The sequence below is a fragment of the Cryobacterium sp. 10I5 genome, assembly GCF_035019865.1.
Lineage (GTDB): Bacteria > Actinomycetota > Actinomycetes > Actinomycetales > Microbacteriaceae > Cryobacterium > Cryobacterium breve_A.
Genome location: NZ_JASJVI010000001.1, coordinates 35,305 through 51,715, shown reverse-complemented (window position 1 = coordinate 51,715; position 16,411 = coordinate 35,305). Strand labels below are relative to the sequence as shown.

Annotated in this window: 13 protein-coding genes; 8 read left to right on the top strand and 5 right to left on the bottom strand. The window is 65.9% G+C overall.

Annotated elements, in window-relative coordinates:
* Positions 1 to 2: 2 nt before the first annotated feature.
* Positions 3 to 329: a non-heme iron oxygenase ferredoxin subunit gene (locus QN350_RS00225; RefSeq protein ID WP_323507808.1), complete on the bottom strand. Its 327-nt coding sequence runs from the start codon at positions 327 to 329 to the stop codon at positions 3 to 5.
* Positions 330 to 468: 139 nt separating this feature from the next.
* Between QN350_RS00225 and QN350_RS00220 the strand changes: the two genes are divergently transcribed.
* The 7 genes from QN350_RS00220 to QN350_RS00195 all read left to right on the top strand — a co-directional run bounded on the left by QN350_RS00220 (position 469) and on the right by QN350_RS00195 (position 12,085).
* Positions 469 to 804 (top strand): DUF2249 domain-containing protein, encoded by a 336-nt coding sequence (locus QN350_RS00220; RefSeq protein WP_322139775.1) that lies wholly within the window; start codon positions 469 to 471, stop codon positions 802 to 804.
* 26 nt (positions 805 to 830) lie between these two features.
* The gene (locus QN350_RS00215) at positions 831 to 1,655 is read left to right on the top strand and encodes a Crp/Fnr family transcriptional regulator (RefSeq protein WP_323515578.1); all 825 of its coding nucleotides are present in this window, start codon (positions 831 to 833) and stop codon (positions 1,653 to 1,655) included.
* Positions 1,656 to 1,803: 148 nt separating this feature from the next.
* Positions 1,804 to 2,043, top strand: coding sequence for a heavy-metal-associated domain-containing protein (locus QN350_RS00210; RefSeq protein ID WP_322139777.1), 240 nt, complete (start codon positions 1,804 to 1,806; stop codon positions 2,041 to 2,043).
* A gap of 77 nt (positions 2,044 to 2,120) precedes the next feature.
* Complete coding sequence (locus QN350_RS00205; RefSeq protein ID WP_322139778.1) at positions 2,121 to 4,094, top strand: cation-translocating P-type ATPase; 1,974 nt, start codon at positions 2,121 to 2,123, stop codon at positions 4,092 to 4,094.
* Positions 4,095 to 4,314: 220 nt separating this feature from the next.
* Positions 4,315 to 4,527 (top strand): helix-turn-helix domain-containing protein, encoded by a 213-nt coding sequence (locus tag QN350_RS19920; RefSeq protein ID WP_369125164.1) that lies wholly within the window; start codon positions 4,315 to 4,317, stop codon positions 4,525 to 4,527.
* Positions 4,528 to 4,740: 213 nt separating this feature from the next.
* The gene (locus QN350_RS00200) at positions 4,741 to 10,296 is read left to right on the top strand and encodes an Ig-like domain-containing protein (RefSeq protein ID WP_322139779.1); all 5,556 of its coding nucleotides are present in this window, start codon (positions 4,741 to 4,743) and stop codon (positions 10,294 to 10,296) included.
* Positions 10,297 to 10,357: 61 nt separating this feature from the next.
* On the top strand, positions 10,358 to 12,085 hold the full coding sequence (locus tag QN350_RS00195) for a CopD family protein (protein ID WP_322139780.1): 1,728 nt from the start codon (positions 10,358 to 10,360) through the stop codon (positions 12,083 to 12,085).
* A 33-nt stretch (positions 12,086 to 12,118) separates the two neighbouring features.
* Here the strand turns inward: QN350_RS00195 and QN350_RS00190 are convergent, their stop codons facing one another.
* Entirely contained in the window at positions 12,119 to 13,225 is a 1,107-nt protein-coding gene (locus tag QN350_RS00190; RefSeq protein ID WP_323515575.1) for a HAMP domain-containing sensor histidine kinase, read from the bottom strand.
* Positions 13,200 to 13,877: a response regulator transcription factor gene (locus QN350_RS00185; protein ID WP_322139782.1), complete on the bottom strand. Its 678-nt coding sequence runs from the start codon at positions 13,875 to 13,877 to the stop codon at positions 13,200 to 13,202. Before QN350_RS00185 ends, QN350_RS00190 begins: the two co-directional genes overlap by 26 nt.
* Before the next feature lie 534 nt (positions 13,878 to 14,411).
* Here QN350_RS00185 and QN350_RS00180 point away from each other — a divergent pair.
* Positions 14,412 to 14,768, top strand: coding sequence for a DUF2254 family protein (locus QN350_RS00180; protein ID WP_323507807.1), 357 nt, complete (start codon positions 14,412 to 14,414; stop codon positions 14,766 to 14,768).
* Positions 14,769 to 14,811: 43 nt separating this feature from the next.
* Here QN350_RS00180 and QN350_RS00175 read toward each other — a convergent pair whose 3' ends face one another.
* The gene (locus QN350_RS00175; protein ID WP_323515574.1) at positions 14,812 to 15,900 is read right to left on the bottom strand and encodes a sodium:calcium antiporter; all 1,089 of its coding nucleotides are present in this window, start codon (positions 15,898 to 15,900) and stop codon (positions 14,812 to 14,814) included.
* A 95-nt stretch (positions 15,901 to 15,995) separates the two neighbouring features.
* The gene (locus tag QN350_RS00170) at positions 15,996 to 16,310 is read right to left on the bottom strand and encodes a hypothetical protein (RefSeq protein WP_134447109.1); all 315 of its coding nucleotides are present in this window, start codon (positions 16,308 to 16,310) and stop codon (positions 15,996 to 15,998) included.
* Positions 16,311 to 16,411 lie beyond the last annotated feature (101 nt).

Below are 16,411 nucleotides of genomic sequence, written 5' to 3'. Positions count from 1 at the left end.
TGTCAGGCGACGTAGGCGGCCACGTCGACCAGGGTTGTGACATCCACGTAGACGTCGCCGTCGACGATGGTGAGGGGGTAGACCGGAACCGGTTCGGAGGCAGGCAGGGTGCGTGCCCGTCCGGTCGACAGTTCGAAGCGGCCGCCGTGGGCCCAGCACTCCAGGTCGTCGCCCTCGACGAAGCCCTCGGAGAGTGCGATGTCGGCATGCGAGCACATGTCGCCGAGCGCGAAGCAGTTGCCGGCGCTGTCTTTCACGAGGGCTACTGCGACGCCGTCGACGATCGCTTTAATCACTTCGCCGAGCTCAAGTTCCGATTCTGCGCACACCCTGGTGGCCACCTGCTCCTCAATCCTGCCGGTTCAATCACATTCCGGCGCTGTTGTCGGGACGAACATCCCTTTTAAAAGGATACTCATCCTCTATAATGGAACTCTAGGTCATTCGACCGGGCCTGAAGGAGAAAACATGACCGCCGAACCGATCATCTTGTCATCGAGCCGCCTCGGCGCCGAACCGGCCGATCATGAAGCACGGCCCGAAGCGCACGCCTGCGCCTGTGGCCATGAAGACATCGAGCAGATCGTCCTGGACTCGCGCACCATCCCGCACGCCATTCGGCATGCCACGATCTTCGGAGCTCTCGGCGCCATCCAACCCGGCTTCGCCCTGGACCTGATCGCCTCACACAACCCGCTGCCGCTGCTCGGACAGCTCGAAAGCAGCCGCCCCGGCCAATTCCTGATCTCCTACCTCGAGAACGGGCCCGAAACCTGGACGATCCGCCTCACCCGCGCCAACTGACCCCACTGTATCCTCAAGGTGCTGCCATGAGTGAGAAGCCGAACACCGTGACGCAGGCCTCGGTGACGCGGCCCACCCTGCACCTACCCAAGCCGCACCTGCGTGCGCTGCCTCTGCGCGCGGTGCCGCTCCGCAGCACCTGTGGGCGACCGCACCCGTGCCCTCCGGCCATGCAACGGCGCATCCTCGAGCAGATTGGCCTGTTCCAGGGCCTGTCCGGCGACGAGCTGGCGTCGATCGGCGCGCGGATGGAGTCGCTGGCCTGGTCCGCGGGCGAGGCGCTGTTCAGCGCGGGCGAGCCCGCCGAGCACGTCTACCTGCTCGCAGCCGGCCAGGTGAAGGCCTTCCGCACTACCGCCACCGGACAGCGCACCAGTTTGGACTTCTTCGGCCCCGGCGACGTGCTCGGCGGCCTCACCTGGGCGGGCGGCAGCGGCTACACCGAGACGGCCCTCGCCCTGGTCACAACCTGTGCCCTGCAGATCGACGCCGGAGCCTTCCGCGAAGTGATGTTCGCGCATCCGTCGGTGGCGCTCGGCGTACTTGATGTCGTGTCCGGTCGCCTCGCCCGCGCCCGCTCCGCCGAACAGGAACAAGCCTCAGCCACAGTCACAAAACGGGTGGCAACCGGCCTGCTGCGCCTCGCCGACACCTTCGGGGTACCGGGAGACGCACCCGGAACGACCTTGATCCAGCTACCGCTGAGCCGGGCTGACCTGGCCGCCATGGCCGGTACCAGCGCGGAATCGGCGTCCCGCGCGATGAGCCGGCTCCGCCGTAGTGGCCTGATCGACACCGGACGCCGCTGGACCGCGGTCCTCGACGCGGATGGCCTGCTCGCGGCGAGATGACCTCCGGTTCACCCGCGTCCGCAGCAGCAGCAGCCCCTCGGCGGTGACCTGCGGACAAGTGACCGCCGTCATGGTCCCCTCACAGAGGGCGAAGTAGCGTCGTAAATACCCCGGAATTCCGGGGCTGTTCCCATCGAAAGGCCACACCATGAGCGCCATCGCGCCAACCATCACCCACACCAGCCTGCGCGCTGAGGATTTCTCCTGCCCGTCCTGCGTGGCCAAGATCGAGAAGCAGGTCGGCCGCGTACCCGGGGTCACCGCCGTCACGGTGAAGTTCGCCTCGGCCCGCATCGAAATCGAGCACGACGCATCCACTGTGAGCGTCGAGGAGTTGATCGCGGTCGTCGCCAAGGCCGGCTACAGCGCGCGCGTGGCCGCCTTCTGACCTCGGCGGATGCTCCTGCCGGCGAGTCGGCAGGAGCACCGAGCCCACGCACGTCGAAGCTCAGGAAGGTACATGCCATGGAAACCATCCGGACCTGGATGACGAACCGGTGGGCGGTCCCTGCCGTCTCTGGAGCGCTGATCGTCGCCGCGCTGGTGGTCCTTCAGATCGCCCGCACCGACATCGTCGGAAACATCCTGATGGTGGCTGCGGCCATCGTCGCCGGGACCCACATCGTGATCACCGCCGCGCGGGCGCTGTGGGCGAAGGTCATCGGAATCGACCTGTTGGTCGCCGTCGCCGCCATCGGCGCGGTCATCATCGGGCAGTACTGGGAAGCGGCCGCGGTGACGTTCCTCTTCGCCATCGGTCACGCCCTCGAGACCGCGACGCTGAACAAGACCCGATCTGCGCTGGCAGAACTCGTTGCGGTCGCCCCCGATATCGCCATCACCCTTCGCGACGGTGAGCAGGTGGAAGTGCCCGCCGCCGCCGTGATGCTCGGCGAGACGGTGCTGATCAAGAACGGCGCCAAGGTCCCCGTCGACGGGGAGGTCATCGGCGGTGCCGGTGCCCTCGACGAAGCGTCGATCACCGGTGAGTCCATGCCTGCGGAGAAGATGGCGGGGGACCGAGTGTTCGCCGGTACCGTCGCACGGAGCGGGTTCCTGCAGGTGCGCGCCACCGGAGTCGGCGCCGACACCACCCTGGCCAGGATCATCCACCGGGTCGAAGAGGCGCAGGACGCCAAGGCCAAGACCCAGGTGTTCATGGACCAGTTCTCCGCCTGGTACACCCCTGTAATCCTGGTTCTCGCAATCGTCGTCGGGCTGGTCACCCAGGACATCGTGCTGGCGCTCACGCTGCTGGTCATCGGCTGTCCGGGAGCGCTCGTCATCTCGATCCCCGTGTCCATCGTCGCCGGCATCGGCCGGGCTGCGAAGGACGGCATCCTGATCAAGGGTGGGGAGTTCCTGGAGACCTCTGCGAAGATCACCGCGGTCGCCGTGGACAAGACCGGCACACTCACGATCGGTCGCCCGCGGGTCACTGATGTTGTCGTGCTGAATCCCGCCCTGACCAGGGCCGACGTGCTGGGCTGGGCTGGGCGCGCCGAAGCCGGCTCCGAGCATCCGCTGTCTCGTGCGATTCTGGATGCCGCCAGGAGCGAGGGTCTGGACGGCGCGGGACTGCCGGAGTCAACCGAGCCGGTTCCGGGTAAGGGCATCGTGGTCTCCACACAAGGCCGCCGCGTGCTGATCGGCAACCCGGCACTGCTGGCGCAGTACTCGATCATCGACACGGATGCCGCGACTCAGGCGGCCACCGAGCTGGCCCAGGCCGGCCGCACGCCCATGATCGTCGTGCTCGACGGGACCGTCGCGGGTGTCATCGGGGTGGCGGACGAGGTGCGTGCCGACGCCGCCCGGATGGTGGCTGACCTGCACGCCGCCGGGGTGAAGCTCGTCATCATGCTGACCGGCGATTCGCCACTAGTCGCTCATGCCGTCGCCTCCGTCACCGGTGTGGACGAGGTGCGTGCGTCGCTCCTTCCGGAGGACAAGCTCGCTGTCGTGACCGGCCTGCAGGCCGAGGGCTACGTCGTGGCCATGGTCGGTGACGGCGTCAACGACGCTCCCGCCCTCGCCACGGCGAATATCGGGGTGGCGATGGGAGCCGCCGGATCGGCCGTCGCGGTCGAAACCGCAGACATCGCGCTAATGGGCGACAATCTGCTCAAGCTCCCCGAGGCCATATCGCTCGCCCGCCGCACGGTGAACACCATGCGACAGAACATTGCCATCGCGCTCATCACCGTGACCGTGCTCCTGCTCGGCGTGCTCCTGGGCGGAGTGACGATGACTATCGGAATGCTCGTGCACGAAGCGTCTGTGCTGATCGTGATTGTCAACGCCATGCGCCTCTTGCGTCGGCATGAACGGCACAGCGAGGCGCGCCCACCCGCCTTGGGCGGGTTAGGCCGCGGGGTGGGTCTTGACGAACCTGGTGTCCATGCCGATGACCGGGATCTTCGAAGCGCCACCCGGTGATCCCACCGGGGCGTCCTTCAAACATCGCAAGGAACTCTTGATCAGATCGAGATCAGTCAAGATGCAACTAGGTCTCGGAAGAAGAGTCGCTCGGCCAGGAAGGGCCCGTCGCAATCCGTCGGTCCCGGGTTCAAGTCCCGGTCGCCCTAGTCGAACTATGGTTTGATCAGGGTTTCTTGTCCTCGCGGGAGGGGCAATTGACCTCGAATACCTACGGGTTATGGATACTGAACGACTCTTTGGGCTCGGTCTAGAGCCTGTACTGACGACAAGCGAGCTCGCCGAGTATCTCGGTGTGCACGTGCAGGCAATCTACGACCTGCGCACTGACGGCCGCGGCCCGTCCGGCATTTTGGGACGACTGTGGTCCGAGACCGCGGTTGGACCGGCCAGCCGCCGGGCTGAGATCCGCGCTTCTTCGTTGCGCGGATAGACCTAGGTGAACCGTCAGAGACACGCGGTCAGCCGGACGCTGGCCACGTCGCCACCGTTTCCCACAAGATGACACTTATGTCATAAACGGCTCGTTGCAGACATTCGGTGTGCATCCTCGTCGCATACGTCCGTAGCCCTCGCTCCGAGTGTCAGGAGAACGACCATGCAACGATCTGCCCACTCACCCTTCCTCCGGGCCCCAAGGAGTCGCTTGGCCGGGCCGGCCGCCATCGTGGCGCTCGCGTTGGTGATCAGCGGTATGGGCCCCTTTGGGGGGATGCGCAATTTCTTCGGACCAAGTGTGGCGGAGGCCGCAGTTCCCTCGAGCGCCACCGACATGTCGAAGGTGCCACACTACTTCGGCCCATACCCCAACTGGGCGAACAGCCCGCAGACGTTGGCGGACGCGATGGTGAAGATCAGCGTCGGGACCCCGACACCGGTCTTGTACGGCAATCCGCTGACCGAGCGCAAGTACGCGACTGATTACGCGAAGCCGACTGGTGAGGTGGGTCCGGTGCTGGTGGTGCTCGACCACACCAAGTTGCCCGCCGGCGTTCTCAACGACTTCCAGGGCTGGAACCAGGGCACTGCCGGATCGAGCCCCACCACCTCGGCGGGCAACCTCTTCCATGCGCTGGTACTGCGCCCCACCGGTACTGCGGGGGAGTACAGCGTCGTCTACGCCAGCGACGAACTGAAGGTGCCGACGCCGACCGTGGCCAGTGGAGAGGTGGAGACCTATTCCGTGCCGGCGGTGACAGTGCAGAAGGACGACGTGATCGGGTTCTACGGGCAGGGAATCCCGGTCGACACCGACGTCCCCGCCAACGGCGACACCCTGAGCACACCGGCGAGCGGTGACACGACCCTGGCCAACAACATCGCGCCGGCCACGAGCAGCACGGTCAAACTTGGAGCCTCGAACTACCCGGACTTCTCCCACGACCGCACCTACTCCTTCGGGGCCGACGTCACGCCGACCATCACCGACCCGGGCACGGGCGCAGAAGCGACGGCCTCGGTCGACCCGAAAACGGGCGCCATCTCCGGTGTTACTGTGACCAGTCCAGGTGCCGGCTACGCGGTCCCGCCGACGGTGGAGATCACGACCGCCGGGGTCACCCCGACCACGGTGGCCAAGGCGACCGCCAAGATCGCGACCGGCGTCATCACAGGCATCGCCGTCAACGAGACCGGATACGGGTTCACCGCACCTGCCGTGACCCTGACGGGCGGGAACCCCATTGCGGGGTCCGAGGCTCACGCACTGGCCAGCGGGAAGCTTGACAACTTGAAGCTGACCGACGGCGGCAAGGGCTATCAAACCCAGCCGCTGCTGAACATCTCCAAGCCTGACCTCCCCGATGGCGAGCAGGCCACCGGTACCGCGACGATGGACGTCAACGGCGTGGTCACGGGCATCGCAATCGCGAATGCGGGGAGCGGGTACACCTCCGCCCCAACCGTGACACTCACCGACGCGAGCAAGACCGCTCCCGCCCAGCCTGCCAATGTCGAGGCCACCATCGGCGTCACCCGCATTGACGTCACCGGCGGCGGCGCGGGCTACGACTCAGCACCGACCGTGACGATCGCCGACACCGTCGGCACGGCCGACAAGGGCGCCAGTGCCACCGCCAAAGTGGCGGTCAAGGGGTCGGTCACCGACATCGCGGTCACCACTCCTGGAGCGGGCTACCTCACCCCGGGAATCAAGAAATTCGTCGATACCCTGCCTGGGCAGGGAGAGGCCAACGCCAACGACCTGGGCCAGTACATCCCGATCGCAGTGCCCGACACCACCACCTACCCCGGCACCGACTACTACGAGATCGCGGTCGTGCAGTACCGGATGAAGTTCCACCGTGACCTGCCGGCCACCCTTCTCCGCGGGTATGTCCAGCTCTCCACCAGTGTCGTCCCGGGCAAGAACATTGCACTCGGCAACGCCAACCTCGACCCCTCCCTGCCCGACAGTCCCATCAGCTTCACCGGGGTGGACAAACCGCACTACCTCGGCCCGACGATCATGGCCACGAAGAACAAGCCGGTCCGGGTGCTGTTCCGCAACCTGCTGCCGACCGGCGTGGCCGGCGACCTGTTCCTCCCCGTCGACACCACGGTGATGGGTGCTGGTGCCGGGCCCGACATGATGACGCTCGACCCCACCACCAAGGTCCCGATGGACATGGCGAAGGACGAGAAGAGCGTCCTCGACGGTGTACGCAACCCGATGTGCGGGCAGACGCCGAAGCCGACCACGTGCTACTCGGAGAACCGTGCCACGCTGCACCTGCACGGCGGCATCACCCCGTGGATCAGCGACGGTACGCCACACCAGTGGGTCACCCCGACCGGTGAGAACACCGCGTACCCGAAGGGTGTCAGCGTCAGCAACGTGCCGGACATGCCGGACCCGGGTCCCGGTGCGGAGACCTTCTTCTACACCAACCAGCAGAGCGCACGGATGATGTTCTACCACGACCACTCGTGGGGCATCACGCGTCTCAACGTGTACGCCGGCGAGGAAGCCGGCTACATGATCACCGACGACACCGAACAGAAGCTGATGGCTCCCGGTGGCGCCCTTGACGGTCTCGGCATGGGCACGTCGCTCACCATCCAGGACAAGACCTTCGTGCCGAGCGCGACGCGGATGGCTCAACTCGACCCGACCTGGGATTCGGCGAAGTGGGGCGGGCAGGGAAACCTCTGGCAGCCGCACGTCTACATGCCCGCGCAGAACCCCGGCGACCCCAGCGGGATGAGCGCGTTCGGTCGCTGGTTCTACGGCCCGTGGTTCTGGCCGCCGGCGAAGGACGCCAAGTACCCGCCTATGGCCAACCCCTACTACGACCCCACCTGCGACCCGAACGTGGCTAAGTTCTGCGAGCCGGCCCTGATACCCTCGACGCCCAACAACTCGGTCGGCATGGAGGCCTTCCACGACACACCGGTCGTAAACGGCACCGCCTACCCGACGACGACCATGGAGCCGAAGACGTACCGGTTCCGGATCCTCAACGGCTCCGACGACCGGTTCTGGAACCTGTCCTGGTACGTTGCCGATCCCGCCACCGGCACCGAGGTCGCGCTGAAGTCCAGCGAGGTCTCCCTGGCGCAGACCGACCCGGTCGTCACACCGACGCCGGACACCACGAAGAGCCCCAAGGGCCCTGACTGGATCCAGATCGGCAACGAGGGCGGCTTCCTGCCGACCCCGGCCGTGGTCCCCGCCCACGAGACGACGTGGATCACCGACGCGACCCGATTCGACGTCGGCAACGTCGATCAGCACTCGCTGCTGCTCGCACCAGCCGAACGGGCCGACGTGATCGTGGACTTCTCTGCCTACAAGGGGAAGACGCTGATTCTCTACAACGACGCACCGGCGGCGTTCCCAGGCCGGATCCCCGGGTACGACTACTACACGGGTGGACCGGACATGTCCCCGGCCGGCGCGCCCACCACTCTGCCCGGCTACGGGCCCGACACTCGATCGGTCATGCAGGTCAAGATCTCCAACACCGCACCCGCACTGGCCTTCGACCGGCCGAACACCACGGCTGACCAGATGGGCAAGCTCATGGCGGCGTTCGATCACCACACCGACGCGGCCGGCAAGCCCGCCGGCGTCTTCGAGTCCAGCCAGAACCCGATCGTTGTCGGTCAGGCCGCGTACAACCAGGCCTACGGGACGAGCTTCGTCGGCAGCGGCTACTGCAACACGGCCACCAACCCCGCCGCCAAGTGCGACGGCTTCGCCCGGATCGCCGAACAAGGAGGAGACAAGTTCAAGTTCGACACCCTGTCGGGCACCCAGCTCAGCATTCCCATCGAGGGTAAAGCCGTCCACGACGAGACGAACTCAGCGAACTTCGACGAGTGGGGCCGAATGAGCGGCAATATCGGGTTGGAGGCGCCTGGAGCCACACCCCTGCTGCAAAACGTCATCCTCTACCCGTACGTCAACCCCGCCACGGAGAAACTCGACGGAACCGCGGGGACGAACAGCCTCAATGTGACCCCGATCTCGACCAACGCCGACGGCACGCAAATCTGGAAGATCACGCACAACGGCGTGGACACCCACCCGCTGCACTTCCACCTCAACGACGTGCAGGTGCTGAACAGGGTCACCTGGGACAACATCATCATCCCGCCCGAACCGACAGAACTCGGCTGGAAAGACACCGTGCGCGTCAGCCCATTGGAGGACACGATCATTGCGGTCCGACCCATCCTGCCGAAACTCCCGTTCGCCATCCCAGACAGCATCCGGCCGCTCAACCCGATGATGCCGCTCGGCGCACAGGGCTCGACGACCGGCCCGAACGGGACCGAAGCCGGGTTCAACAACACCGACACGAACGGTAATCCGATCACCCCGATCAGCAACGTCATGACCAACTACGGCTGGGAGTACGTGTGGCACTGCCACATCCTCAGCCACGAGGAAATGGACATGATGAGGCCCATCTCTGTCAGCGCCCCTCGTACCCTCCCCGAAACGTCAGTGCTGAGCTTTACCCGACCCGCCAATGACGTGCTGCTGAGCTGGACAGACGGGACCCCGGTGTCGATCACCGATCCCACGACCTGGGGCAACGCGAAGAACGAGATCGGCTACAAGATCGAGCGCGCGCCGCTGGTCGATGGCACGCTCGGCGCGTACGCCCCGTTCGCCACCACCCTGGCGAACGTCACCACCTACACCGACCAGACGGCGGGGATCGGGCAGTACGGCTACCGGGTCACAGCTTGGAACGCGGCCGGGAACACGGTGTCCGTGCCAGTGCTCACAGCTTCCACCACGCCGAAGGTGACGACTCAGAACCCCCTACCCGGGGCGACCGGGGTGGCGACCAACGTCCTGCCGGCCGTCACCTTCAACGAGGTCGTCACCGGCGTCAGCAACACCACGTTCACGTTGAAGCAGGGCGCCACGGCCGTTCCGGCTGCGGTGACCTACAGCGCGACGACGCAAACGGCCACTCTCACCCCGACGTCGGCACTCATCGCTGACACGCCTTACACCCTCTCGTTGACCGCGGACATCAAGAGCGTGTCGGGAGGCTCGGTGGCGGCGACGAGTTGGAACTTCATCACCGGACCCAGCCCGACGGTGACCAGCACCAACCCCGTAGCCGGAGCCACCGGCGTCGGTCTGGGAAGGACCCCGTTGCGGGCAACGTTCAGTGAAGCCGTGACCGGCCTACCCACCACCGCCGCCAGCACGCCCAACTTCACCTTGAAGCTGGGGGCGGCGACCATCGCCTCGAAGGTGACCTACAACGCCAAAACCCACATCGCCACGCTGACCCCGGACGCCCCGTTGATCAGCGACCTCACCTACACCCTGTCCCTGACCAACGCGGTCAAGGACGTGGCCGGGAACCAGCTCACCGCCAAGACGTGGACCTTCATCACCGGTCCCGCTCCATTCGTCACGGCTCGGACCCCGGCGGTCAACGCCACCAGGGTGAGTCGGACGGCGAGCATCACCGCAACCTTCAGTGAGGCGGTCACCGGTCTGCCGAGCCCGGCCGCGGCGAGCGGGAACTTCACCATCAAGCGGACGTCGACCGGCGCCGCCGTCACCGCAGCGGTCAGCTACTCCAGCACCACACGGGTGGCGACACTCACCCCGACCGGCACCCTGCGGGCCAACACCCAGTACACCGTCACCCTCAGCAGCGGGATCAAGGACACCGCTGGCAACCTGCTGGCGCCCGTCACCTGGAACTTCACGACGGGCAACTAGCACCCCCCCACGACACCGCCGCCCGGAATACGGTACCGGGTGGCGGTGTCACCGGCCCAGCGTGGGCACCCTCAAGCAGGACGAGGAGTTGATTGTGCCGAGAAGGACTCCCCACGAAACCCGGGGCCGGGAACCGCGAGACCGAGGGCTCCTCGCCCGCCGGATCCTCGGGCTGTTGTTCGCAGCGTTGACCCTGACCCTGGCGCTACCCGCGGCACCCGCTTCGGCGCACGCCGAGCTGCTGTCCACGACGCCGACTGCGGGCGCGGTGCTGGCCGCTGCGCCCAGCTCTGTGGAGCTGACCTTCGACGAGCCGGTCTTCCTTGTCCCCGACGGCTTCCAGCTCTACGACGGCAGCAACGCCCATCGCACAGTGCCTGTCGAGGCGGTGGGTGCGACGGTCCGGGCAACCCTGCCGTCCGGCCTCGCCGAGGGCAGCTACGTGCTCGGCTGGCGGGTGGTTTCCGATGACTCGCACCCTGAGTCAGGGGTGCTGGCGTTCGCCGTGGGCCGGGCCGGCGCATCGGTCCCCACCATCGCCCCGACCGACGCACGATCGGTGGACATCCTGTACGCGGTCCTCACCGCTTTGGGCTATCTGGGCCTGTTCAGTCTCGTGGGTCTTACGGTCTTCGACTTGTTCGTCGCCCGTACCACTTCAGTGGGTCGGCGGCTGCGCCGGGGGGCCGCAGCCGTCGCGGTGAGCGCCTACGTCCTACTGGTGCCCCTCACCGAGGTGCGGGTGCGGGGGGCAGGTCTCGGCGCGCTGTTCGATCCGGCGATCCTCAGCACGGGCTGGTCGGGACCGCCAGCGGTGGCTCTGCTCCTCGCCGCCTCCGGGACGTCGCTAATGCTCCTCCGGGTGCGGCTGCCTGGCCGGGTGGGCTTCTGGGTCGGGACGGTGGGGGCCGGGGTCGCATTGGTCTCGGTGCTGCCCGTCGGCCACACCCGCACCTTCGGACCTGCCTGGTTGGTCATGGGCGCCGACCTGGTCCACGCTGCGACGGCAGCGGTGTGGTTGGGTGGTCTCGTGGCTCTGGTCCTACACCTCACCCGCGCCCGACGGAGGAAGGACAACCCTGCCGCGGCCGCCGTGATCCTGGGCAGGTTCTCGAGCCTGGCCGGTGGCCTCGTCGTCCTGCTGGGCGTAACCGGGACCATTATGGCGGTGGTGATCGTTGGTTCGGTGCCGGCCCTCGTCGACAGCGCTTATGGTCGACTATTGCTGGCCAAACTAGGCATGGTTGCGGTGATCGTCGCCCTCGCGGCGTGGAATCGGTTCGTGCTCGTCCCTCGCCTGGCGCGCGAGGACATCACGTCGCAGGCCTGGCGAAGGCTGGCACTGGCCATCCGCCTGGAGGCGGTCGGGTTGGTACTGGTCATTGGTTTGACTTCAGTCCTGACGATGCAGAACCCGCGGGCGACCGACACTGCCGCTGAGCCGGCTCAGGCCGCCTCGGTCGGGACCCCGTTGCTCGCGGACCTCGGCACGGGCCACCTGACGGGCCTGTTCAGCCCGGGCGCTCCGGGGGTCAACGTCATCACCTTCAACCTCACCGACGCTGGGGGCGATCCCCTCGTGCCGCTCACCATGCCGCAGGTCAGTGTCGCCGAACCGAACCTGAGCCTCGGACCGCTGGCCGCCGAGGTCGAGCCCGGGAAGATACCTGGCAGCTACCGGGCCGTGGTCGTACTGCCCGTGGCAGGTCAGTGGAAGATCACCGCCGCCGTCCGGGTCAACGAGTTGGAGCAGCCCGCGGCCGTGTCCGATGTGGTTGTCGTGGGCTGAGCCAATCCGGTCCCGACGAGGCCCGTGACGGCCTCAGCTGCGGACGTCTATCAAATCCCCGAGAGGATCGCTGTCAGCCGAATCGAAGGCGCTTTCTCCGAGCGCGGCGGCCGGGGACAGCAGTAGCGGCAATCGGAGGGTGAAGGTGGTGCCTATTCCGAGGGAGCTGACCACCGAGACAGTTCCGCCGTGGGCTTCCGTGGCGGCCTTGACGATGGCCAGGCCCAGCCCGCTACCGGCCCGCTCGCCTGCCGTGGACGCAGTCTGGAAGATATCGAAGACTGTATCCAGATCGGCGGCGGGGATGCCCGCCCCGGTGTCCCGGACGGTCAGCACCAGCTCGTCGCCCCGGGCGTCCGCCGTCATCGCGATGGAGTCCCCTGGACCGGTGAATCGAACCGCGTTCTCGATCAGGCAATCCAGCACTGCCTCAAGCCGCTCGTTGTCGCCCTGCACGGGGCCGACAGCGCACTGTGCGCTCCAGGTTCGGTCGGCGGTCACCGACCATCGGTGAAGGACCTCGGCCAGCATCTGGTCGACGTCGACAGACTCGGGGCCCGACGGCTCCGCGACTCGCACCAGCGTGAGCAGGTTGGTCGCCAATGCGGACGCTTTGACGAGTTCGGCCACCACCAGCTCGGCGTCCTCGCGCACCGTCGGCTCGACCGACTGGTCGGCGATGAGTTGCGCGTAGCCATTGGCGATGGTGAGACGGGTGCGCACCTCGTGCGAACCGAACCGGGCGGCGTTCTCCCTCTGTTCGCTGCGGTGACGGTCGGCCTGCTGCAATGCCCTCAGTCGTGCCTGAGCGGTCCAGTGCCGGTTCACATGCCAGATCAGCACCGAGATGATGCCGCTCATCAGGACGATCTCGCTGCATTCTTCCCATCCGATGGTCCCTGCCAGTGCGTGACGGACCAGTGCGACCCCGGTAACGGTCGTGATAATGGCGAAGACGATCAGGGTGGCACGCCGGGGCCACGGGCACAGTCCGTACAGGAGCGCAAAACTGGCCCATACAAGGTGATAGGGGATGGTCTCCTTGCCGGGTAACGCAAAGGTGAGGTAGCAGTTCACTCCCGCGAACACCGCCCACGCGGCGACGAGGACTGCCTTAGGCCGTGATCCGATATCCGACATTGCGCACCGTTTCAATCATTTCGTTTGACAGCTTCCACCGCAGCCGGCGAATACAGACATCGACGACGTTCGTGCCGGTGTCGAATTTCGTCCCCCAGACCCGCTCGAGCAGCTCGGCCCGGGTGCACGGCTCGGGCGCCCGCTGGAGGAGATGGAACAGCAGCATGAATTCCCGTTGCGTCAGCGAGATTCGGCGCCCGTCGACCACGAGTTCCCGTTCCTGCAGATCGATCTCGACACCGGCGCGGCGGAGGTAGCGGCTGACCGTCGCGGTCAATGCCTGCGACGATGTGGGCGTTCGGATGCGCGTATTGACCCGGGCCAGCAGCTCGGCGTTGGCAAACGGTTTGGCCAGAAAATCCACCGCACCGCCATTCAGGACACCGACCCTGGTAGCCACCTGAGTCATTGAGGACAGGACCAGGACCCGACTCGACGGACGGAATCGCATCAGTTCGGCGAGGACGTCCTCGCCGCGTCCGTCAGGCAGTACGAGGTCCAAGATAATCAGGTTTGGGTCGACCGTGCGGATCGCCGTCAGGGCGTCGACCGCCGTGCCCACCACAGTGACCGTGTATCCGGCGCCACCGAGGACGCGACCGAGAAGACGGCCCACCAGAGGCTCATCCTCGACAACCACGATGCGATTCACGTCGGTGTCCGTTCCTTCCCGCCTGTGCCGCGGGCGGCAGCTTAGCCACTAGGGGGTCATGAGATCTCGCCACTTCAGTTCTTATCTGCGCCCACAGTCGAGCGTTCAACGGCGCATGGGTAACGTAGCGCTGATGTCCTCTAAAAGGAGGACAAGGGATGTCCCCAAAAAGGGGCAAGAATCGGGGGAATTGCCGAGTGGCGGCGCGGTGCTGCAAGAGTGCCACGCCGCATTTCCTGCCTCGAGGTCGGGACGCTCCAGGAACCACCTCAGGATGCTGGAACGCCAAATAATATTCGCTGGACGCCTGGCTGCCTTGCGCATCGATAGGATCCTGATCGGCTTACCTCTCCCTTACGCCTAGGCAGCGATCGAACGCCCTGAAGTAGTCGTGCAGCCGCAGATATCAACGACCGGGGATCTTCTCGTCACGCGACTGGATTGGATATCCGAGACCCCGGGACCCTGTCCTTGCAGTCGCCGCGCGATCCGCCATGAACGTGTTATCCGGACCAACGCAGAGCCTCTGCCGCGGTGCGCGTCACGCACCTGCATCATGTTCTTCGTGGCACTGAATGCCAATCGTCACGTGGACGCCGCTGGCCCACTGGTGGGGCAGCGGCGACGGTCAGCTCGCTGCGTATCGGGAGGCCGTCGAGCGCGCCGTTCGTCGCGCACGTGATCGGCTACGAGCGGACGGCCGCGCAGGACGTCGACTATGGCGTGCACGAGATCGTGGATATCGCGGTGCGGGCGCTGTCTTGGGGATCAATGATCCGACCACAGCCTCGCACGCGCTCGGGCACATCAGTGCCCTCCTCACTCGCATCGTGGAGTGTCCCGCACTGGCGCTCGGACTTGCCGGGTCGGACGGATGCCTGTGAGTGGTGACGACGTCAGGGCCGATTGGGGACCGGGTACGCCCGCCGCGCGGTCAGGACACGATGGTGAAGAGCCCCGCTATACCGACGAGGTACAGGCAGAGCACGGCCACGGAGTCGACGCCCATGCTCGCGATCTTGCGCATCGGCCGAAAAATGAGCCCGATGGCGTATACAAAGGTGAGCAGGATGCCCAGCGCGGTCAGGTAGATGTCGGTGGCGCTCGCGGAGGGCAGCACGGCTTTGCCGGAGATGACAGTGGCGATCAGGAAGAGCACTGGGAGGAAGGCATTTCCTCCAAAGATGTCACTCATGGCGAGGTTGTCGTCGCCCTGTTTGATGGACTGCAGACCGGTGGAGAGCTCGGGCAGCGAGGTCGCCAAGGCCAGGATCGTGGCACCGAAGATGATTCCAGAGACTCCCAGCTGGTTCGCCGCGGCATCGCCGGACACCTCCAGAACGACGCCGGCGACGAGGGTCGCCACTGCCGAGACCGCGAACATCGCTACGGCCGTCCCAGTGCTCATTTTTGTGCCGCCGCCGCTTCCACTGGCGTCTGGATTCGAACTGGATGTGCGATTACGATGCCCGCCCTGATGCCGGCTGCTCGCGGGAGCGTTGCCGTTCTCGTGCCACGGAAGGCCCGCCCCAGCCCGGCGCACCAGAAGAAGCCCGGTGACCCAGAGCGCGGCGATGAGCACCCCGGCCGGAGCCAACCGCAGGAACACGAGGGTCGACGGGAGCTGACTTCCCGCCACGACGACGACGAGGACCGCGATGACGACCATCGCTTCGAGCACCAGCGTGAGCGAGGCCGCTCGATAGGTGAGGGGCTTGACGTCCTTGCCTCGTTTGCCGAATGCGTCCAACGCGACCAGGACGACTGTTTGCAGGGCGATACCACCGAGGATGTTCCCCACGGCGACATCGACGTTGCCGCTGATCGCGGCGCTGACCGTGATCGCAATCTCCGGCAGGTTCGTCGCGACAGCCAACACGATGAGGCCGCCGAGCGCGCTGCCGAGGTGGAATCGAGAGTCGATGATGTCGGTGGTCTTCGACAGTTGGATGCCGGCGAACCAGACGACCGTGCCGGCAGCAGCGAAGATCGTGATCAACAGCCACAGGGGTAGCAAGGACACCTATCCGCTCCCGCCTGTTCTCGAAACGAATTGAGCACCCGGTCAGGCGTGAAGAGCCATTGTCCGCTACATTGTGGCGAACGCGCGCGGCGCGCTCAATCGGCTTCCGCCTCCGCCTTCTCGCCGTGCGAGACGATATCGCCGTCCGTGAAGAGGATGCCCTGAGCGATTTCCCGCCATTTCGGCTTCGCGCGAAGCAGAAACTCCAGTTCCATACTGAAATGTTTGTACTCTTCGCCGAGCGAATCTTCCATGATGGCGCGGGCGGCGGAATCCTGCTCAACGGCTATGCGTTGTTCATACCAGCCGATTGCTTCGGCTTCTTCGGAGAGGCTTGCGCACATCCTGGCGAACGTGCGGACCTCCGCAGACAACTCCTGAGGCGGCTCGTGATACTGGTCTGTTGGCATGTTCTCTTCCTTTTCTGTTGGAAACGGCCTCACTAATCGCAGCGTAGGCCCTGATCCGTTTGTGCAGGCGTCACAACGTGAGACTTCCGCATCCACGCTAT